Source organism: Mycobacterium sp. AZCC_0083, from assembly GCF_014202335.1.
Taxonomy (GTDB): domain Bacteria; phylum Actinomycetota; class Actinomycetes; order Mycobacteriales; family Mycobacteriaceae; genus Mycobacterium.
Window position 1 is genome coordinate 414,022 of sequence record NZ_JACHGP010000002.1, and the last position, 18,939, is coordinate 432,960.

Genomic DNA, 18,939 nt, shown 5'->3' on the forward strand with positions numbered 1-18,939 from the left:
TCAATGTTCACATCTGACGCATTGAGGTCATCGGAACGGTCGACATGGGGGAGTACGGCACTGCGCGTCCGGAACGCACGCCCATCACGTAACATGGTTATGTCTACTAAGTAGTCGGATGCCGTCTCAACGCTGGAGTCATACTCATGACCTTGATCAAGACCACGCTGTCTGCCCTGGCAGTCGCGGGCGGGCTCACTGCGGCCGTCCTTGGCGCCGCTCCGGCGATCGCTGAGCCGCCTCCGCCGCCGGCGCCCGCCTTGGGCGAAGTACCGCCTCCCAATGCACCGCCGAAGACGGCCGACTTCTGGGATGGCGAACCCGTCGTGTGGACCTCGATGTGGGGTGGGCGTTGGGGCGTGTGGAAGAACGGGTCCTTCATCACGCTGTCGTCGAACATCAACACCGGCGGCGGTTAGACACTCTGCGAAGACCAGTCGAGTTCGGCGTGCGCCGTCGAACGCTGAGTCCGTCTCTCCTCAACTCAGCACCAAGCTCATCGCCGTCTTCTGGCAGCTGTTGGCAGTGCGACGCCTCGGAATGGCAGCGCGTCAACGCCCATCGTTGACGGCGTGAACGCACCGTCCGACCCCGCAGAGTTCGTCGCCAAATTCGTGGACTTCTGGAACAACCCGTCACCGCAACGACTGCCGGAACTCCTGGCCCCAGAAGTCGTCCTCACGCAGCCGCTGGCTGCTCCCATGATCGGGATCCAGGCGGCACAAGCCGAATTCCGCCGTTTCTTGTGCTGCCTTCCAGACTTGCGCGGTGAAGTCGACCAGTGGTGCGGAGACGGGAACCTGGTGTTCATCGAGTTCCGCCTCCACACTCGTGTCCGAGGCGACGTCATCGAATGGCGCAACGTTAACCGGGTAGTGCTCCATGAGGGCAAAGCGATCGAACGCGTCACATACTTCGATCCGCTCGCGATCCTGCCCACCCTGCTCCGGCACCCCTCACTGTGGTGGCGGTGGTGCTCACGTCAACGAATGTTGACGGCGCGTGGCCACCAGTGGCAGTAGACGGGCCGTCGACGGCGAGCCTAGGGCGTCTACGCCGCTACCGCTCGCTCGATCCGACGACGTGGCTGCTAGCGCTCGATGACGGCGAGCCCGTCGGGTTGGGCGGCGCGATCGACTACGGCACGTTCGCCTACATCGGCCTCGTCGGTGTACTGCAGGACATTCAGCGACGCGGGATCGGGCACGCGATCATGGCCAGGCTGCTGGCACTGATCGATGCGCGAGGCGGCCGGACATCGCTGCTCGACGCGATGGACACCGGCGCCGCGCTCTATCGAAAGATGGGATTCGTCGACGACGACACGGTGCGACTGTTCCACGGCGAGGCTCGTGGGATACCGACGGCGATGGCTCGGGCCAGAACGCCGCTGCGGCATCGATGCTCGAGCGGCGAGGGTTCGCGTTCACGCGCCAGCTCGTGCACGTGCGACTCGGCGAGCCCATTCCCCCGCCGCCGCGACCGCATCTACGGACAGGCGAGCATGGCGGCGGGGTAGAGGGTTTCGACCGCGAGGTTCGTCTAGTAATCCCAGACGGCGGGTACGCACCGGAAGGTATCGCCGGCGGCGGCTACCCGGCAGAGGGACGGGAACGGCAGGTGGGTGGCCACCAGAGCCTCGCCCGTCGCGGCTAGCTCTTGCAAGAGGCGCACGCGGACACGGGCCGCCTCCTCCGGGTCGTGTTCGAATCCGTTGTACCACTCTGGATTATCGAACCCGACCTGGAACACGGCGTCGCCGGCGAACGTCAGCCGGTCGCCGCCTGACGCCAGGCGGACGATGCTGTGTCCGGGGGTATGACCGCCGGTGCGAGAGACGAGTACGCCGGGCGCCACCTCGTACTCGGTATCGAACGGCCGCAGCAGGCTGTCGTACTCGCTCAAGAACCGCGAGGCCGTCGAGCGAAGCACTTCCGGTATCGGCGCCGGCATGACGGTGCGAGAGAAATCGGGCGACTGCCAGAACTCGGCTTCGGCGGCTGCCAGGTGGACCCGCAGGTCCGGACGCAACCGGTCCCTCAGACCGTCGGTGAGCAGCCCGCCGACGTGGTCCATGTGCAAATGGGTGAGCACCACGTCGGTCACGGATGATGGAGCAATGCCCGCCGCCTCCAGGCGCATGGCCAACTGCCCGGCCCGCGGGAAGCCCGGGAACTCCAGCCCCAGACCAGAATCGATGAGTACGGTCTGGTCGCCGCTACGCGCCACGGCCACGTTCAAGGGCCAGTCGAGCACGTCCGGCGGCAGGAACATGTCCTTGAGCCAGGCCGCCAGGTCGGTCGAATCGGCGTTGGTGGCCATCGTCGGCGCCGTGATGGGTAGCACCCCGTCGCTGATCACCAGCACCTCGATGTCGCCGACCTGCAGCGCGTAGCGCGACGGGACCAATTCGTCGAGCCCCTCGCTACCGAGGTGTGAAATGTTGTCCAAGCTCATGATTTTTCTCCTTCTGAGCGCCGTACTCGAAGACATGGGGGATGGGCTGTCCTCCTCTTAGACGCTTCCGGGCGGCGGGATTCATCCACGGCGCCCACGTGCAGCCGGATTGACACCCTGCGATACACTTGGGGCCGATTCCCGACAGGTCTGGGCCGCGGTGTTGACGCCGGCCCGCCGTTCACGGTCCGTGCGCTATCCGCGCGGCCAGCGGATCCAATGCCTCATTCTTCCCGGTCGTTCCCTGACGCCGGACGTTTCGTCCTGCCCCGAGATCGAACACCGCACAGCCATCAACCACACCACAGAAAGAAGCGAAAGCCCATGATTACCAACGGAACCGAGCGAGAGGTCATCGAGGCCATGCTCGACCTCAACCGCGAAGCGCTCATCGAGACCGTCCGCGGCCTCTCCGATGCCGACGCCCGCCGACGACTCGTCGCGTCGCTGACGACGCCGATCTCGTTGATCAAGCATGCCGCGGGCGCGGAACGGATTTGGTTCCAACGGTTCTGGGCGGGACTCGACGAATCCGAATGCGATGGCTACTCCCGCCGCGACGAGGGCACCTTCGCCGTCACCGACGACGAGTCGCTACTAGACGTCATCGCCGAGTTCGAGCGCGCGAGCCAACGATCACGCGAGATCGCATCCCGCTTCGACCTCGACGACACCAAGGACAATCCCCGCCAGGGAGTGGTCAGCATGCGCTGGACCCTGCTCCTCATGATCCAAGAGTTCGCCAGGCACGCCGGTCACGGGGACATCCTCCGCGAACAGATCGACGAGCCCAGCTGAACCTCTCGCCGCTCAGTCGATCTGAGCCGTGTCGGCGTCCTTGAACTACATGACCGGGGGCTTGCGGGTGAAGCCATGCGTGACGACCTCGAGAATCACCACACCGACTGCGACCCAGATGAATCCGGCCACGAACACTTCTTCGCGCCCACCGTCTTGACTGACGTGACGGCAGCCATGCCGGTGGTGGCGGAGGAGACCTTCGGTCCCGTGGCGGCGTTGATCATCGTGAGCGACGACGACGAGGCCGTCGCGATCGCCAACGACACCGAGTACGGGTTGGCGGCCAGCGTCTGGAGTCGCGACACCGACCATGCCCTGGCGGTGGGCCGCCGTATCCGATCGGGTGCGCTCTTCGTCAACTCGTTCGTATCTTCCGATCCCCGAGTGCCTTTCGGCGGCATCAAGCGCAGCGGCTACGGTCGTGAACTTGGCGCTGCGGGGGTCCGGGAGTTCACCAACCTGCGCACGTTCTGGGTGGCACCGCAGGCAGTCTGACCGTGCACGCCCACTGGCGCGAACGCGCTATCCACGCTCACCGCCTGCGAGGCTCGGCGCCACGGGCAGGTTGTGGTCGGCGCGCAGGATGTCAGCGGCGCGTTCGCCGATGACGACGCACGGGGCCTGTGTGTTTCCCGTAGTGATCCGCGGCATGATGGACGCGTCGGCAACCCGCAGCCGGTTGACTCCGTGCACTTTGAGATTGCCGTCGACGACGGCCATCGCGTCGTTGCCCATCTTGGCGGTGCCACTTTGGTGCCAGTAGGTTGACGCCGCATCGCGGATGAACCGTTCCAACTCAGCACCTTTGAGCGGGCCGGGCATCACTTCGCGCTTGGTGAAAGGGTTCAACTCAGCCGAGTTGCCGACTTCCCTTGCCAGTTCAACCGCAGCGACCGCCGCTTTGAGGTCATCCGGATGAGACAGGAACCTTGCGCGGATGTCGAGCGCGTCGTGAGGGCTCGGTCCGGTCAATAGAATCTCCCCGCGGCTCTTGGCCTGCACGAGACCGGGGAACAGATTCCAGCTCGCTTCGGGCGGGTCGAACCGCTTGGTGTTCTCAGCGCTGGACGACTTGGGAAACTGGGCCTGGCACGTCTGCAGATCAGGGGAGTCCAGCCCCGGATCGCTTCGCCAGAAGTAAGTGGCTTCCACGCCGTTGTTGCGTGGTGTGATCGGCTCTTTGCATTCCCAGAGGCAGTCGAATCCGACGTGGTCCTGGAAGTTTTGGCCCACGCCCGGTAGATGCTGAACGACTGGTATGCCGTGACGTTGAAGGTGGGCGTTGTCGCCGATGCCGGATTGCATGAGGAGTTTGGGCGTGTTGAATGCGCCAAGGGAAAGCACCACCTCGTTGGCTGCTCCTGCTCGGTAGACCTTGCCGCCATGGATGAACTCCACACCGGTAACCGTGGAGTCGTTCATCACCAGCCTGATGACCAACGCATTTGGGAACACGGTCAGATTGGGCTGCGTGCGGTGCGGATGGACATATGAGCGGTAGGCGGACTGGCGGAAGCCGTCGCGTATGCGCAGGTCGATGATCGCCGCACCGCCGGGACCCTCCATCATCTCGCCGTTGTGGCTGTCAAAGGTGGGTATTCCCAATGATTTTGCGCCGTCAACCACGGCGTAGGCGATCGGGTGAGGATCGGGCGCCGTCTGGACGAATACTGGCCCACCGGTTCCCCGGTAGCGGGGGTCGGGGGTGCCGTGCCAGTCCTCGATGCGGCGGTAGACGTCGAGGATCGAGTCATAACCCCACGCTGGGTCGCCGGACTCAGCGGCAAAGTAGTCCCAGTCGCTGCGGTGCCCCCAAGCCCAGATCATCGTGTTGATGCTTGACCCGCCGCCAAGGACCTTCCCCATCGACATTGGCACCGCACGGCCATTCACGGCGTTGTCGGGAGCGGCGTGGAAGTTCCAGTCCCGCTCCGTCCCCAGGTTCAGTGGCCATTGACCAGCTGTCCGTACCTGCGGTATCTCGTCATCTCCGCCGGCCTCCAACAACAGCACGCGGACCTCGGGGTGCTCCGCAAGCCGGCCCGCGACCACAGATCCCGACGAACCCGACCCGCAGACGATGAAATCGAACTCCGGCGTGCGCCCGGAAGACGATTCGAAGTCAGCGAAACTTTTAGTGCTTGAATCCATTTGACAATGCTCCTGTATTCACTGACCGGTCGACGCGGAACTCGTTGGGCCAGTTCCTGGTTCGCCCGCGTTGATCTGAGTACGACGACTTCGATGTCGTCGTAGCGACGGCGTTCGGCCGGGCAGTTGACTGCTACCGACGGAACACTTCTATGGAATCACGACCGTGATGTAACGAACGTATTTGATAGATGGGGCGGGGTCAAGGTCGTCCGGCGGGCGCAATAAAAACTTGCGCGCGAGTCAGTATCAGCACGGCGCCCGTCAGGGCGAGGCATCCAGGGAAGTGCCTGGCGCGGCACATCCGCAAAGTAGAATCGCACGAAAGTGGCTTTTGAACAGCATGTTTCACATCTTCGAGTCACCCGGGAGCGAGTAGTGCCCCCGCAGTTCAGTGGCTACTGCGTCAGTCTTGCGGACGCCCACGTGTCCCGATTTCCGACTCCCTTCCCAAGCTGTTCCCAGCCAATCAGCAGCCGATTGTACGGTCGGCGCGATTGCCGAGATTCGCAGCCGGTGCACAGGATTGGTATACGATAGCGATATCTATGCTATATGGGCATGCGTACTCCGATCCTGAGAAATGTGCAGCGGGGATGACATGAGATATCCACCCGATCAGAAGGCCAAGGCACGCGCCGCCCTCGTACGCGCCGGAATGCGTGCGATGAAGGTTGACGGCTTCAACGGAATAGGGGTGGACGGACTCGCCGCAGCGGCGGACGTGACCTCCGGCGCGTTCTACTCCAACTTCGCGAACAAGGAGGCGATGCTCGAGGCGATCGTCGATGCTGCGGTCGGCGAGCCGTTCCTCTCCGAGACCGAGTCGGGCACCAAAGCCGAACGTCGAGTGAAGCTCAACGAGTTTCTCGACGACTACATCAGTGCTGCCCACGTGACGGACCCAGGTGGCGGTTGCGTAATGCCCGCCCTGAACGCAGACGTAGCGCGGGCGGGGACCGCCACGCGAGAGGCCTACGAGCGCAAGATCGCTGCGCTGGCCAGTCAGATCGAAGACCTGCTTGACGGCCCACGACCCGATCGGCGGCGCCGGGCATGGAGCATTGTCGCGCTGATGGTGGGGACAATCTCGATCTCACGCGCCATGTCCGACGCCACTACCCAGGGTGAGGTGATCGACTCGGCACGGCGAACTGCCGACGGTCTCGTCTCGCCGCCCAAGCCACGTAGAACACCTGCCAAATAGGGAGCTGGGGGGTCAGTCTTCGGGACTGCTGTTACCGCGCCACTCCGAGATCTTGCGCCCCAACGAGTCTGCGGCATTCGTCGCGGCTCGGCCCACTCCGTCGACGACACCCGAAACCCCATCCCGCAGACCGCGAATCAGCGGATCATCGGATTGGTCGAAACCATCGCGGTACTCGCGTGCGGCGGCGGCGACATCGCCAGTCCAGGAATGCTTTTCGTCATCCGACCGGACGGGGTATTCCCCGGCGAGGATGGCGCCGTAGCCGCCGGTATCGACCCATTTCGTCAGTGCGGCAGCCCGCAGCACGGAGAACGGATGGGTCTCGAGCTCGAGATTGAGCAGCTTGAGCACTCCGTCGCGCATGTCGCCGCTGCGGTCGTATTCGGCGGCCTGCGCGAGGAAGGCCTGCGAGTCCATCTTGTCGAGTCGGCCGCCGCCGGCGAGCTTCAGTTGCACCCGGATGGCGGCATCGAAGTCCTGCCCGCACAACAAGCCTGCGCGGTCGCCGGACAGCTCCGACTTTCGCTGCCACTCCATGAGTGCGGCGACGATGGCCCGCAACGCCCAGCCACCGACAGGAACGAAGCCGAACGTCGACGCCAGCCGCATGAGGTGCATCAGCATGGTCCGATACACGGCGTGGCCGCTGAGGGCGTGGCCGAGTTCGTGGCCGATGACGAAGCGCATCTCGTCGACGCTCATCAAGTCATACATGCCGGAGGTGAGCACGATAAACGGCTGCTCCATCCCGATCGCATACGCGTTGACGATCGGCGACTGCACGACGAACAACTCTGGCTTGACCGGCGCATCGAGCACCGAAACACACTCGTCGAGCAACGCGTCGAGATCAGCGAACTGGCGCGACCCCACGCGTGCAGAACTCGCCAGGTACAGCAGCCGATGCTGGCGTTCCCGCAGCATGCCCGACAGCACCTTGAGGATCTGATCGAATCCCTTGAGCCTGCGTAGCGCTGTCAGCGCAGTCCGGTCCGCGGGATGCTCCCACGCGCGCGAACTGATGTCGGGGAAGGTTCTTCGCTCCGCTGCGTCCTCTGTCATTGAACGACTCCGTTCATGTGGGTTATTCACAACGCTAGGCCACCGTGGTCTAGGGTGATGCCACAACGTTTTGCGAGGCCGAGTACCACTGCAGCGTAAGCCAATTGAGACGGGCTTCACGGGCGGCGGCATCCGCATCGCCGTGCTCGGCGAGATCGATGATCTTCGCATGCTGCGCGACCGACGAACGGCCGCTCAACGACGAGAACCGTGCGCGCTCCATGCGCCTGAGCAGAGGCGTGTACTGATCGAGCACCGACCGGACGGCCTTGTTGGCGCAGACGTCGACGGCCACGCCGTGAAACTCGTCGTCGGACTCGATGGCCATGGCGACGTCGTTGGCGCGGAGCGCAGAAGCGAACCGTTCATTGGCATCCCGCATTGCCGCGAGGTGTTCGGGCCCCATCATGGGCACCGCCTCGCGCACGGCAAGTTCGTGCATTGCCGCGGCGACTGCCTGGGCATCGCGCATGCTCTGCGCGTCCAGCGGGCTGACGATCGTGTAGCGACCCGGCCGGGTCTGCACCAGACCCGCCGCGTCTAGCCTGGCGAGCGCCTCGCGAATCGGCGTTCGGCTCACACCGAGCCATTCGCTGAGTTCCGCGTCCACGAGTCGTTCCTCTGGCTCGAGGGTGCCGTCGACGATCGCCGTCCGGATTGCGGTGAAGGCGTCGTCGCGCAGGAGCTGTCGCTTGGGTGCTGCGGCCTTCCGTGGCACGGGCATGCAATATCTTGCGCTCACTGTGGTCCGGACTGTCAAGTGACGATCACCGGACGTAGCGCCGTGAACAGCACCGGGAGGTCGATGGTCAGAAGCACTGAGCTGCGATATATTGCGTATTGCATCGACGTACAGACGCCAGAGGAGTATCACGGATGCCCATTGAGGATTTCGACCGCTACCCGCTGACGTTCGGGCCGAGCCCGATCCACCCGCTCGAACGCCTGACCGCGCATCTGGGCGGCGCACGTCTGTGGGCCAAGCGGGAGGATTGCAATTCCGGGCTGGCGTACGGGGGAAACAAGACCCGCAAGTTGGAGTACATCGTTCCGGACGTCCTGGCTCAGGGGGCCGACACATTGGTCTCGATCGGCGGGTATCAGAGCAACCACACCCGCCAGGTCGCGGCCGTGGCGGCCAAGCTGGGCCTCAAGGCCCGCTTGGTCCAGGAGAAGTGGGTCGACTGGCCGGACGCGGTGAACGACAAGGTGGGCAACATCCTGCTGTCCCGCATCATGGGCGCCGACGTTCGGTTGGACCCCGCGGGATTCGACATCGGGATCCGCTCCTCGTGGGAGGACGCACTGCGCGAGGTGCGTGACGCAGGCGGCAAACCGTACCCGATCCCCGCCGGTGCCTCCGAACATCCGCTCGGCGGTTTGGGATTCGCGAACTGGGCCTACGAAGTGCAGCAGCAAGAGGCCGAACTCGGCCTGTTCTTCGACACGATCGTGGTGTGCACCGTGACGGGATCCACCCACGCCGGGATGATCGCCGGATTCGCGGGCCAGGACCGACCGCGCACCGTGCTCGGCATCGACGCGTCGGCGACGATCGACAAAACACGGGCCCAGGTCGCGCGGATCGCCCGCCACACCGCCCAGCTGATCGGTTTGGGACGCGACCTGCGCGACGACGAGATCATCGTCCTCGAAGGATGGGCGGGCGATCTGTACGGGATTCCGGTGCAGTCCACCCTCGATGCGATCAGACTCTCGGGCAGCCTCGAAGCCATGATCATCGACCCCGTCTACGAGGGAAAATCGATGGCGGGCCTCATCGACATGGTGCGCGATGGCACCCTCGCCAAGGACTCCAACGTCCTGTACGCCCATCTCGGTGGGCAACCGGCGCTCAACGCGTACTCAGGGCTATTCGGTTAGAGCCCGCTGCGAGGTCGCCCGGTGAGATAAGCCGCGGATTAGAAAGCCCTGCAGCGCAGTACGATACGGCGTGAAGGTTTACCGGGCTGTCGCCCCTCGAGCCGCGGTGGCGCGGAGGCCTGCGGCGTGATGGGAGATTGTGGTGGGTTCGTTCGATGTGCCGCTTGACGATGAACGCACACAGCTCGATGCGTTCGTCGAGGAGTACCGGAGCGCCGTCGAGCTAACCCTTGACGGCCTCACCGAGGAGCAGGCCCGCCGCAGGCTCGTCCCGTCCGCCACGACGTTGCTCGGGCTGCTCAAGCACGTCACGTGGATGCAGCGGGTGTGGTTTGAGGAGTGCGTCGGCGGCGCTTCCCGTCGGGAACTCGGACTGGTGCAGAGCGTGGACGAGTCCTTTCGGCTCGGCGACGACGACACCGTTGCCTCGGTCATCGCGGCTCACCGTGACGCCTGCGCGACGGCTCGCGCGGCGGTCGCCGACATGTCGCTGAATGACGTCGTGACCGGTCATCGGGCCGGGCCACGCACCTTGCATTGGGTCTATTTGCAAGTCCTGCGCGAGCTGGCTCACCACTGCGGGCACGCTGACATCCTGCGCGAACAGGTGCTTGCCGGTCGCACGTAAACAGTGCTGGCAGCGCGGTGCGGGTTAACGTGGGGACGTGGTTTCTTCGTGGATCAGCCCGAAAGCGCGCAAGGGCATCAGCAGCCGCATAGCGGGGCGTGGACTCTTCGCCACCGAACAAATCAGCGCTGGTGAGCTCGTTGCCGTCAAGGGCGGCCACATCGTGACTACGAAGCAACTGCTCGAATTGCCGGACCCGCTACCGAATTCGGAGATTCAAATCGCGGACGGGCTGCACCTCGTGGCGGTATCGCCGGAGGAGTACGAACCGGTGATGCTTTTCATCAACCACTCCTGCGAACCCAACGTCGGCTTCGCTGGCAACATCGTCCTCGTCGCGATGCGCGACGTGACCGCCGGCGAAGAACTCACGACGGACTATGGGCTGTTCGACGACTACGACGGACAAATGCCCTGCCACTGCAACACCGCTTCCTGCCGACGGATCGTCGACGGGCACGACTGGCGGCGACGCGACCTGCAGCTCAGGTACCGCGGGTACTTCTCGTCGTACCTCCGGCAGAGAATCGACGGAATGCACGCCGACGCACCGTAATTCCCGGCTGCGGCGCCCCGACAGTTCCGATCGTGTACTCGAGCGGCGGGTCGGGGGAGACGCTGAAGACTGGCATGCCATACCGATCAGCTGATCATCGGTGTGGGCGGTCACGACGGTGATGCCTGAGCAGTAGCTACCCAGCACTGACCGAAAGTGTGCCGAATCAACGAAGTTCGTTGTGGAGTTCGTGTTTGGTGCTCGTCATATGGGCGGTCCTCTAGCGTGTTGTGCTGATGCGGGATTCGGTGGCGGTAACGTGCGGGGCAGCTAGCCGATCGGGGGCTCGATGGTGCTGAGTGCTGCTGGCTTCGATGGCACGGCTTAGCCGTTCAGGGGTGATCGGTAGGGCACGGGGTCGTCTTCCGATCGCCGCGCCGATAGCGTTGCCGATGGCTGCGGGGATTCCGATGATGGCGGCTTCCCCGAGGCCCTTGGCTCCGGTCGCACCGGCCATCGGGGGCGCGTCGAGAAACGCAACGTCCACGGGTGGAATGGCCACGCAGGTAGGGATGAGGTGGGTGAGGAATCCGCGTTCGACGACAGATCCGTCCCCGCGGAAGGTGGCGCGTTCGCTTAGTGCTGCGCCAATTCCTTGGACAGCGGCCCCTTCGATTTGTGCCTTAGCCCCGTCGTAATCCTGGACGACACCGATGTCGTGAATAGCGATGATCCGGTCGACGGTGACTGCTCCGGTGTGTGTGTCGACGGTGACGTCGGCGCACTGGACACCGTAGGCCAGGCCAGGATCGGATGTCTCGTGTGCGCCGACGACGCGCAGCGGCGGCAGCTCCGATATCTTCACGGTGTCTTGACCGTCGCGAACGCGAAGCGCGGTCCAGTCCGGCACGATCTCGACCTGCTCGGGGTCTACCGCAAGGAGCAGCGCGGCTTCTTTGATCATCGCGACCCGCAGCAGTATTGCAGCGATCATGGCGGCCGAGCCGGTGACGTTGGCGCCGCGGCTGCCGAACATGCCGGGGTCATGGGGACCTTGTTCCGAGGCGTCGCTTTCGATGGCGATGCGTGACTGATCCAATGCCAATTCCCGCGAGACTGTCAGCGCGAGTAGGGGGTAGGTTCCTTGGCCGGCTTCGGCGACGCTGGTTTGGATCGTGACCGTGCCGGTTTCGGGGTTGAGCTGGCATGCGACCTCGGCGCGGTCGGGATGTCCGGTTCCGGCTGCGGCGCTGCCGGCCATCACCATCGCCACGCCGCGGCCGGTCTTGAATCGCCCTTCCGCCAGAGAGCGTCGGGCCGCGGCCGGGCCCGACTGCAACCACCGTTCCTGGAGCAACTGCAGGCATTCCGCTCCGCGCATTCCGTGCATGAGTGCACCGTTCACGGGATCACGGTCTCCGTCTCGGGGCACATTGCGTAGTCGCATGGTGACGGGATCGAGCCCTAGTGATTCCGCGATCTCGTCGATGTGGGTTTCCACGGCGTAGGCGGCTTGGATGCCTCCGTACCCGCGAAAGCCGCCGCCTGGCATACGATTCGTCGTGATCGCTCGGTGCCGGGCAGCAACGACTGGGGCACTGTACAGGCGGGCGGCGGTGTCGGCGGCGTTACTTGCCACATCGGAGCTATGTCCGTTGTAGGGGCCGGCTTCGAGGACGACGTCGATGTCGCGGGCGAGGAACGCACCGGCGTCATCGAAGCCGGTGTTTAGGCGGATGTAGCCGCCGTGGCGGGCGCGGTAGGCGGTGGTCATCTGCTGGCGAGTGGTTTCGATGAGCACTGTCTGGCCGCCGCAAGCCCGCGAGAGCACGATGGCGGCCGGTTCGATGCTGATCTCTTCCTTGCCGCCGAAGCCGCCGCCGAGGTACACCGGCATCAGCTGGCAGCGGGTGGCGAACAGGTGATCCAAGCGGGCGCGGACCAGGGCCGGGCACTGGGTTGGCGACCAGACCTCCCAACGGTCCTGGGCCCATCGGGCGGCGGCGGCGATCGGTTCCATGAACCCGTGTGGGGCCGCGTCGAAGCTGACGAATGATTCGTGGTGCATCGGGGCGGTGTCGAGCGCGGCGGTTACCTTTGCGAGGGGATCCCCAATCCGCTGGTCGCTGATCACGTTGAAGGGGTACTGCTCGTTGGCGATGAGCTGTGCCTGCAGACCGTCGCCGAGGCTCAGCGCAGCGGGCAGTGGTTGTTCGACGATGGCCCCATTGAGGGAAAGGGCCCGTTTGAGGGCTCCGCGGTCGGCCGCCGCGATGGCTCCCACGATGTCACCGGGATGCTGCCCGGTGCTGGTGAAGATGTGGGTGTCGGCTGGGCCCCCGTGCGGGTTGGTCGAAAACCGTGTTTCGGTGACATCGGTGTGGTCGACGACAGCAATGATGCCGGGTTGGGCTGCGAGGAATTGCTTGTCGACGGACACCTGGCAGTGCGCGGACGTGGTGACGAGCAAGGCACCGAACAAGCAGGGGCGCGGCACCGCGTCGGCCACAAAGTGTGCTTGGCCCTTGACCTTGGGCCAGGCGTCAATCCGTGGCATCACGGTGGCTGTTCTGCGCAACTTCAGATACTGCGTCAAGTATTCGGGTGTACCCGGTGCATCGGCACAGGTGGCCGCGGAAGGCGTCGGCAAGCGCGGCCCGATCCGACGTGTCGGCGGAGGGCAGTACGGCCAGATAGCCGTAGGCGCACACCACCATTCCGGGTGTGCAGTAGCCGCATTGCATGGCGCGATTCTCGACGAATGCGGCGCCGATGCGTTCGCCCAGTGGCTGTTCAAGCAGATGTGACGCGGTGGCGATTTCGGTTCCGTCCGCACGCGCAAGATAGACCAGACAACTAGTGACCGCAACGCCGTCGACCAGCACCGCGCACGCACCGCAGGCGCCTTCACGGCAGCCGATCTTGACGTCGACGAGCCCGAGCTCGTCGCGCAGAAAATCGACCAACATATCGTCGACGTAACGGACCTCGACGGTATGGGGCTGTCCGTTGACGGTCAGCTGCACCGACTGTGTCGCTGGGACGGCATCAGCGCTCATCGCCGGCAACGCTTTCCAGCGCGACGATCAGTTCGACCTCGACGAGAGCGCCGCCCGGGAGGCTGCTCACACCGACTGCAGAACGGGCGTGGCGTCCGCGCTCGCCGAATGCGGTGGTGAGGACGTCGGAGGCCGCGTCAATGACGTGCGGTGTGTCGGTGACGCCGGGTCCGCAGGATACGTATCCGGTCAGTCTCATGACGCCGTGCACCTGATCGAGTGATCCGATCTGCTGCTGCAGGTAGGCCAGCGCCCGTAGGGCGGCCACTCGTGCCGCGCCGCGCGCATCCTCGACGGTGGCATCGACGCCGACGGTTCCAGTGGCACCCTCCGATGTCACGCCCGCGCAGAACACCAGATCATGGAAACGGCAGCCGGGGATGTAGTTGGAGACTGGTGGCGCAACTTCGGGCAGCATCATTCCCGCCGCCGCGAGGCGGTGCTCAACGGTGGCGGCCGACGTCATGCTCATAGAGCTCGCTCGACGGCCGTGCCGCTGATCACTCTCACGTCCTCGGCGTCGAGCGCCAACGCGGGACGCGTTGAGCCGTCGTGGCTTCCGTCGTCAGCCAACAGTGTGGCCAGGGCGTACATCTTCTCGTCACCGGTGTTGACGATCGAATGCACCGAGCCGGCCGGCAGGATCAAGAAATCGCCGGCGCGCACCTCGACGGTGTGTTCGTCGCAGTGGGCGATGCCGGTGCCGCGCAGGAAGTAGAACACTTCAGCCGAGTCGCAGTGACTGTTGGGGTTCTGGCTGCCGCCCACCTCGAAGATCTCCATGTTGATCGATGCCTTGGATCCGTCTTGTCCGGGCAGCAGTAGGGCGATCATCTTGTTCGTTGCGCCGTCACGCAGTTGGAAGGCGTTGAGCTCGTCGACATGTCGCAAGATAGGGGCGGTGGACATGGAACCTCCTCGGTTAGTTGGTGAGTGCTTGTGGTGCCGGAAGTGCCGCTAGTGCCTCGTCGCGGAGGCTGGCCAGGATGCGCCGTCGAAACCATGCGGAGTACTGCTCGTCGTGACGTAGTGCCGACTCGTCTGGAAGATCAGCGTGACCCAGACGCAGCGGGATCGCCGCGACCGCACCGGCCCACAGGTGTATCCCGTCCTCATGGCCGACCGCGGCGACCGACGCGACCGCGGGAGCAAATCCGGCGCGCCCGGCGAATCGGCGGAAGCACCCCCGGCGGGGAGGGCCAAGGTCGATTCCAAGGACCAGGGCTACCGGTGGATCCGCCAGATAGGCCAGTAGTGACATCCGGCGGCGGGACCCGGTGGGGTCTGCGCATTCCAGCTCGGCGTCGTGTGCACACAGTGCGGTAAGCAGATCGCTGGTCGGTAGCGCTGCCCCAACGGTCCCTCCGAAAGTGGCGAGTCGCCGTACCTCGGGTGTGCCGGTCGCGGTGATCGCTTCCCACAAAGCCGGCCACTGCTGGCGAAATACGTTGTCCTGCAGCGCATCCTCCAACGTGAGCTGCGCCCCACAGACGGAACCCTCCCGACGGTTCACCCCGAGGCCGGACAAGTCCAACGCGTGTGAGCCGATGGTGACGGGAAACGATGCTGAGGCTAGCGCCACCCCGCCACCGACCGGTGTGTAGCCCTGCCGCATCGCAGCGCACGCCTGGGCCAGATTCACCGGGCGCAGCCAGGGTGGCCCACTCATCGGTGACCTCCGTATCTGCGCTCGGCCCACCGTTCTGCGCGCGCCACGCCGGTATACATCGCCACTGAGATGACTGTGATGATCACCGTGGCGGCCCATAGGCCGGTGTATTTCGACTGTGCAGCCGAATAGGACAGCATGAAGCCGACGCCCTGGCCGGTCGCCAGGTATTCGGCGACCAGCACGCCCATCAACGCGCCAGGCAGCCCGATCCGCGCCGCACCGAAGATCTTGGGCAATGCGGCCGGGGTCCGTAATTTCGCGATTTGGGTGAGTTCGTTGGCGTTCATGCTGTGAAATACATCAACTGCAGACCGTGGCACATCCCGCAGGCCGAAGGTGATCAGTACCACGGAGGGAAAGAAGCACACCAGCACGGCGACGACGACCGAGGCGAACATGCCGCGGCCCAGGATCACCACGATTAACGGCGTCATCGCCTGCAGGGGAACCGATTGCAACACCATCGCCAGCGGCATGATCAGGCGGGCCAACGTGCGGCTGCGCAGAAACCCGACGGCCGCAATGTAGGCCACCGCTAGGCCGAATGCTGCACCGATCACTGCGGCGGGCAGTGTTTGACCGAGGGCATGCCACAGTTCGGCACGCGCCTGACCGTCCTTGCCGTCGTCGAAGACGAGGAAGCGGAAGACATCGGCGGGTGTTTTGCCGAAGTAGCTGTTCACGCCGAGGAGTTTCAGACTTGCCCACCAGCCGCCGATCAGGATGGCCACTGACGCCATCCACAGCAATAGCCGAGTGGTCCGGCGTGCAAGCCCGGTGGCGTCGTTGAACAGCGGCGCACTGCTCAATGCGATCGCTTGCCCGGCGGCAAGGCGGCGCTGAATGACACCGAACAGCGCAAATCCCACGGTTCCGAGAATCGTGGCGACGATACCGGCGCCCCACGTTCGCTCTGGATTGAATTGGGCCAGTGAGTTCATCATGAAGACACCCAAACCGTCTTCGCCGCCGGCGAATTCACCCAGGATGGCGCCGAGTATCGCAGACGGGAACGCGATCTGAACACCGGAGGCGATGCTGGGGACGGCGCTGCGGATCTTGACCTTCGCAATGACGGTCAGTGTCCGGCCGCCGCATGAACGCACGACATCCATCATCATCGGGTCGGCGGATTTCAGGCCAGCCATCGTCGCGACGAGCACGGGGAAGAACGCAGCGATGGTTGCCAGCAACATCTTCTCCATGTAGGGCGTGAAGATGACGTAGAAGATGGGGGCAAGGGCGATCATCGGAGCACACAGCAGCGCAACACACGACCCGCTGAAAAGTCTTTCAAGCCAACTAAATTCGGCGAAGAGGACACCGACGATGACGGCCGTCAGGGAGCCGAGCACGAAGCCAGGAACCGCTTCGGACAGGGTCGCGGTGATGTTGGCAACGTACATGTCGCCGTCGGCCACGAGTTGGTTCAGCACACCCCACGGGCTGGGGAGCGTGCCCGCTCCCGCCACCTGGTAGTGGGCTGACAGCTGCCACAGGCCCAGCAACGCCGCACCGGTCACCAGTATTAGCAGGGTTTCACGCGTCCGTGGACTCGGCAGCCGTGATGCCGGTGCCTTCTGTGCGGCCACCGGCTTCTGCTGTAGGGCAACACTCATGATGAGCTCACCTCGGTCAGGGGGTGCTCGCTCGCCGACAGACTGGAGAGGGCGATGTCGCAGAGGTGATGAAACGCCGGCGAGCGCAACACGTCGGCCGGTCGGGGTCGCGGCAAATCGACGTCGATCACCTTGGTCACCCGGCCGGGTCGGGGTGACAGCACTACAATGGTGTCGGCCAGGAACACCGCCTCGGAGATCGAGTGAGTAACCAGCAGTGTGGTGGGGCGCAGTTCTGACCAGATCCGCAGCAACTCGCCATTGAGGCGTCCGCGAGTGATTTCGTCGAGAGCGCCGAACGGTTCGTCGAGCAGCAACACCGACGGGGAGCTGGCCAGCGCGCGGGCGATCGCGACCCGCTGACGCATGCCCCCGGACAGTTGGGCCGGCTTGGCTTTCTCAAACCCGCTGAGCCCGACCAGCTTGACCAGATCGGTCACGTGGGAGCGGTCGCGCTGGCGGGCGATCTCCAGCGGTAAGCCGATGTTGTCCACCACCGAACGCCACGGCAACAGGGCGGAGTCCTGGAACGCCACGCCGACGTGGCGGTCCAGGCGGGCTTGGCGCGGCGACTCGCCGTCGACCAGGATCGTTCCGGAGGTGGGGTGGTCGAGGTCGGCGACCATGCGCAGCAGGGTGGATTTTCCGCAGCCGGAGGGCCCGAGTAGCGCGACGAAGCCGCCGAGGGGAACGTCGAAGGTGAAATCGTCGACCGCCAGGACGTCTTCGCCTGCGGGTACGGTGAAGCGGCGCGTGACCTCCGTGAAGGTGATCCCCTTGGTGTGGGGGCGTTCAGAGGCGGTTGGCACCGTTGTAAACCTCCTGGAGAACCGACACGTCGAAGATCGATTTGTCGGGCGAGAAGTGGCCGGCGGTCAGGGTGTCCATGTTGACTTGGATGCCGGCGTCATCCATCCAGAACAGTCCGTGGGCGTGGGTGGCCGGGCTCTGCATGAGGGGGATCTGGGCAAGGTTCTGGAACTTCTGACTGTCTGCACTCAGCCCCAGCGACTTGCCGTAGTTGTCGGTGATCAGCGGGACCACATAGTGGGGATCGGCGAGGTTGTCTTGCCAGCCCAGGATCGAGGCCCGCAGGAAGTTGACCAAGTTAGGGCGCTGGTTCTTCAGGGTGTCTTGGGTGACGAAGACACAGTCGTTGTAGATGTTGTAGTTGTAATCGGCCAGCAGGAACGTGCTGGTTTCAAATCCTTTCTCCTGCAGCAGAAAGGGATCTGTAGTGACGAAGGCGACCGCCGCGTCGACAGAGCCGTTGGCGACCGGGGTCGGATCAGAGCCGTAACTGACGGTGTTGACGCTCTTGGGGTCGATGTGGTTGACGGTGAGAAACGCGGTGATCTGATCCGTCGAGCCGGGCGGCACCCCGAGGGTTTTGCCGACCAGATCCTTCGGGGTGTTGATGTTGCTCTTCTTCAGGGACAGAATGCCCAGCGGGTTCTTTTGGTACTGGGTGCCGATGATCACCAGCGGCGCACCGTTGTTCTTCGCCGCGGTGATGGTGTCAGCGCTGCTCAGGCCCACCTGCGCACGGCCAGCGGCGATAACCTGCTCGGGCGTCACGTTGGGGCCACCGGGGGTGATCGTGATGTTGATCTGGTGCTGGCGGTAATAGCCTTTGGTGTCAGCGATGAAGTAGCCCGAGAATTCGGCATCGGCGATCCATGCGGCTTGCAGCGTCAACGCTGTGAGCGAGCCGGCGTTGTTTTGCGATGCGGAACTGCACGCGGCCAGCAGGGAGGATCCGCCGACCGCCACCGCTCCCGCACCCAGGAGGCCGAGCCCGGAACGGTGCAGGAATTGTCGTCGATCAATCAAGGTCACATTCCTATCGGAGCAGTGGTCAGTCGATGGGTGAGACGGCGCCGGCTCGGGGTCATTCACA

The 18,939-nt window shown here is 64.4% G+C and carries 21 protein-coding genes; 9 read left to right on the top strand and 12 right to left on the bottom strand.

The genetic code is table 11. The annotated features are described in order from the left end of the window. Positions 1 to 146 precede the first annotated feature (146 nt). The 3 genes from HNP02_RS05705 (at position 147) to HNP02_RS05715 (ending at position 1,519) form a co-directional block, all read left to right on the top strand. Complete coding sequence (locus HNP02_RS05705; RefSeq protein WP_184435976.1) at positions 147 to 419, top strand: hypothetical protein; 273 nt, start codon at positions 147 to 149, stop codon at positions 417 to 419. 195 nt (positions 420 to 614) lie between these two features. Continuing rightward, the gene (locus tag HNP02_RS05710; RefSeq protein ID WP_309241448.1) at positions 615 to 1,022 is read left to right on the top strand and encodes a nuclear transport factor 2 family protein; all 408 of its coding nucleotides are present in this window, start codon (positions 615 to 617) and stop codon (positions 1,020 to 1,022) included. After that, positions 974 to 1,519, top strand: coding sequence for a GNAT family N-acetyltransferase (locus tag HNP02_RS05715; protein ID WP_221317195.1), 546 nt, complete (start codon positions 974 to 976; stop codon positions 1,517 to 1,519). Before HNP02_RS05710 ends, HNP02_RS05715 begins: the two co-directional genes overlap by 49 nt. A gap of 23 nt (positions 1,520 to 1,542) precedes the next feature. Here HNP02_RS05715 and HNP02_RS05720 read toward each other — a convergent pair whose 3' ends face one another. Continuing rightward, positions 1,543 to 2,457: an MBL fold metallo-hydrolase gene (locus HNP02_RS05720; RefSeq protein ID WP_184435982.1), complete on the bottom strand. Its 915-nt coding sequence runs from the start codon at positions 2,455 to 2,457 to the stop codon at positions 1,543 to 1,545. A gap of 324 nt (positions 2,458 to 2,781) precedes the next feature. Here HNP02_RS05720 and HNP02_RS05725 point away from each other — a divergent pair, with 324 nt between their 5' ends. Next, positions 2,782 to 3,255, top strand: coding sequence for a DinB family protein (locus HNP02_RS05725; RefSeq protein ID WP_184435984.1), 474 nt, complete (start codon positions 2,782 to 2,784; stop codon positions 3,253 to 3,255). A gap of 75 nt (positions 3,256 to 3,330) precedes the next feature. Further along, entirely contained in the window at positions 3,331 to 3,753 is a 423-nt protein-coding gene (locus tag HNP02_RS05730; RefSeq protein WP_184435986.1) for an aldehyde dehydrogenase family protein, read from the top strand. A gap of 27 nt (positions 3,754 to 3,780) precedes the next feature. On the opposite strand, the gene HNP02_RS05735 is transcribed toward HNP02_RS05730, so the two are convergent. Next, the gene (locus HNP02_RS05735) at positions 3,781 to 5,409 is read right to left on the bottom strand and encodes a GMC family oxidoreductase (protein WP_184435988.1); all 1,629 of its coding nucleotides are present in this window, start codon (positions 5,407 to 5,409) and stop codon (positions 3,781 to 3,783) included. A 601-nt stretch (positions 5,410 to 6,010) separates the two neighbouring features. Here HNP02_RS05735 and HNP02_RS05740 point away from each other — a divergent pair. Further along, on the top strand, positions 6,011 to 6,616 hold the full coding sequence (locus HNP02_RS05740) for a TetR/AcrR family transcriptional regulator (RefSeq protein ID WP_184435990.1): 606 nt from the start codon (positions 6,011 to 6,013) through the stop codon (positions 6,614 to 6,616). A gap of 12 nt (positions 6,617 to 6,628) precedes the next feature. Here the strand turns inward: HNP02_RS05740 and HNP02_RS05745 are convergent, their stop codons facing one another. Both HNP02_RS05745 and HNP02_RS05750 read right to left on the bottom strand, forming a co-directional pair. Then, a complete protein-coding gene (locus HNP02_RS05745; protein WP_184435992.1) occupies positions 6,629 to 7,681 on the bottom strand; it encodes a M48 family metallopeptidase in 1,053 nt (350 codons plus the stop codon). Positions 7,682 to 7,730: 49 nt separating this feature from the next. Next, a complete protein-coding gene (locus tag HNP02_RS05750; RefSeq protein WP_184435994.1) occupies positions 7,731 to 8,405 on the bottom strand; it encodes a GntR family transcriptional regulator in 675 nt (224 codons plus the stop codon). A gap of 152 nt (positions 8,406 to 8,557) precedes the next feature. Between HNP02_RS05750 and HNP02_RS05755 the strand changes: the two genes are divergently transcribed. The 3 genes from HNP02_RS05755 to HNP02_RS05765 all read left to right on the top strand — a co-directional run bounded on the left by HNP02_RS05755 (position 8,558) and on the right by HNP02_RS05765 (position 10,749). Next, positions 8,558 to 9,565, top strand: coding sequence for a 1-aminocyclopropane-1-carboxylate deaminase (locus HNP02_RS05755; protein ID WP_184435996.1), 1,008 nt, complete (start codon positions 8,558 to 8,560; stop codon positions 9,563 to 9,565). Positions 9,566 to 9,707: 142 nt separating this feature from the next. Continuing rightward, positions 9,708 to 10,193, top strand: coding sequence for a DinB family protein (locus tag HNP02_RS05760; RefSeq protein WP_184435998.1), 486 nt, complete (start codon positions 9,708 to 9,710; stop codon positions 10,191 to 10,193). 37 nt (positions 10,194 to 10,230) lie between these two features. Further along, the gene (locus HNP02_RS05765; RefSeq protein ID WP_184436007.1) at positions 10,231 to 10,749 is read left to right on the top strand and encodes an SET domain-containing protein; all 519 of its coding nucleotides are present in this window, start codon (positions 10,231 to 10,233) and stop codon (positions 10,747 to 10,749) included. Between the two features lie 220 nt (positions 10,750 to 10,969). On the opposite strand, the gene HNP02_RS05770 is transcribed toward HNP02_RS05765, so the two are convergent. The 8 genes from HNP02_RS05770 to HNP02_RS05805 are packed head-to-tail and all read right to left on the bottom strand — an operon-like array spanning position 10,970 to position 18,878. Then, positions 10,970 to 13,246 (bottom strand): xanthine dehydrogenase family protein molybdopterin-binding subunit, encoded by a 2,277-nt coding sequence (locus HNP02_RS05770; RefSeq protein WP_184436009.1) that lies wholly within the window; start codon positions 13,244 to 13,246, stop codon positions 10,970 to 10,972. Next, positions 13,233 to 13,748: a (2Fe-2S)-binding protein gene (locus HNP02_RS05775; protein ID WP_184436011.1), complete on the bottom strand. Its 516-nt coding sequence runs from the start codon at positions 13,746 to 13,748 to the stop codon at positions 13,233 to 13,235. Before HNP02_RS05775 ends, HNP02_RS05770 begins: the two co-directional genes overlap by 14 nt. Continuing rightward, the gene (locus tag HNP02_RS05780) at positions 13,738 to 14,220 is read right to left on the bottom strand and encodes a RidA family protein (protein ID WP_255506218.1); all 483 of its coding nucleotides are present in this window, start codon (positions 14,218 to 14,220) and stop codon (positions 13,738 to 13,740) included. The genes HNP02_RS05775 and HNP02_RS05780 overlap by 11 nt, the downstream gene beginning before the upstream one ends. Then, entirely contained in the window at positions 14,217 to 14,657 is a 441-nt protein-coding gene (locus HNP02_RS05785; RefSeq protein WP_184436013.1) for a cupin domain-containing protein, read from the bottom strand. The genes HNP02_RS05780 and HNP02_RS05785 overlap by 4 nt, the downstream gene beginning before the upstream one ends. Before the next feature lie 13 nt (positions 14,658 to 14,670). Then, a complete protein-coding gene (locus tag HNP02_RS05790; protein ID WP_184436015.1) occupies positions 14,671 to 15,417 on the bottom strand; it encodes an FAD binding domain-containing protein in 747 nt (248 codons plus the stop codon). Beyond that, positions 15,414 to 17,039, bottom strand: coding sequence for an ABC transporter permease (locus tag HNP02_RS05795; RefSeq protein ID WP_184436017.1), 1,626 nt, complete (start codon positions 17,037 to 17,039; stop codon positions 15,414 to 15,416). Before HNP02_RS05795 ends, HNP02_RS05790 begins: the two co-directional genes overlap by 4 nt. Beyond that, positions 17,036 to 17,848: an ABC transporter ATP-binding protein gene (locus HNP02_RS05800; protein ID WP_184436019.1), complete on the bottom strand. Its 813-nt coding sequence runs from the start codon at positions 17,846 to 17,848 to the stop codon at positions 17,036 to 17,038. Before HNP02_RS05800 ends, HNP02_RS05795 begins: the two co-directional genes overlap by 4 nt. Then, on the bottom strand, positions 17,832 to 18,878 hold the full coding sequence (locus HNP02_RS05805) for an ABC transporter substrate-binding protein (RefSeq protein WP_184436021.1): 1,047 nt from the start codon (positions 18,876 to 18,878) through the stop codon (positions 17,832 to 17,834). Before HNP02_RS05805 ends, HNP02_RS05800 begins: the two co-directional genes overlap by 17 nt. Positions 18,879 to 18,939 lie beyond the last annotated feature (61 nt).

Bases quoted from the DNA above. Each gene is read 5' to 3' on its own strand.
- HNP02_RS05705 (WP_184435976.1), top strand. From the start codon at position 147: ATGACCTTGATCAAGACCACGCTGTCTGCCCTGGCAGTCGCGGGCGGG.
- HNP02_RS05720 (WP_184435982.1), bottom strand. From the start codon at position 2,457: ATGAGCTTGGACAACATTTCACACCTCGGTAGCGAGGGGCTCGACGAA.
- HNP02_RS05725 (WP_184435984.1), top strand. From the start codon at position 2,782: ATGATTACCAACGGAACCGAGCGAGAGGTCATCGAGGCCATGCTCGAC.
- HNP02_RS05730 (WP_184435986.1), top strand. From the start codon at position 3,331: ATGCGTGACGACCTCGAGAATCACCACACCGACTGCGACCCAGATGAA.
- HNP02_RS05735 (WP_184435988.1), bottom strand. From the start codon at position 5,409: ATGGATTCAAGCACTAAAAGTTTCGCTGACTTCGAATCGTCTTCCGGG.
- HNP02_RS05740 (WP_184435990.1), top strand. From the start codon at position 6,011: ATGAGATATCCACCCGATCAGAAGGCCAAGGCACGCGCCGCCCTCGTA.
- HNP02_RS05745 (WP_184435992.1), bottom strand. From the start codon at position 7,681: ATGACAGAGGACGCAGCGGAGCGAAGAACCTTCCCCGACATCAGTTCG.
- HNP02_RS05750 (WP_184435994.1), bottom strand. From the start codon at position 8,405: ATGCCCGTGCCACGGAAGGCCGCAGCACCCAAGCGACAGCTCCTGCGC.
- HNP02_RS05755 (WP_184435996.1), top strand. From the start codon at position 8,558: ATGCCCATTGAGGATTTCGACCGCTACCCGCTGACGTTCGGGCCGAGC.
- HNP02_RS05770 (WP_184436009.1), bottom strand. From the start codon at position 13,246: ATGCCACGGATTGACGCCTGGCCCAAGGTCAAGGGCCAAGCACACTTT.
- HNP02_RS05775 (WP_184436011.1), bottom strand. From the start codon at position 13,748: ATGAGCGCTGATGCCGTCCCAGCGACACAGTCGGTGCAGCTGACCGTC.
- HNP02_RS05780 (WP_255506218.1), bottom strand. From the start codon at position 14,220: ATGAGCATGACGTCGGCCGCCACCGTTGAGCACCGCCTCGCGGCGGCG.
- HNP02_RS05785 (WP_184436013.1), bottom strand. From the start codon at position 14,657: ATGTCCACCGCCCCTATCTTGCGACATGTCGACGAGCTCAACGCCTTC.
- HNP02_RS05790 (WP_184436015.1), bottom strand. From the start codon at position 15,417: ATGAGTGGGCCACCCTGGCTGCGCCCGGTGAATCTGGCCCAGGCGTGC.
- HNP02_RS05795 (WP_184436017.1), bottom strand. From the start codon at position 17,039: ATGAGTGTTGCCCTACAGCAGAAGCCGGTGGCCGCACAGAAGGCACCG.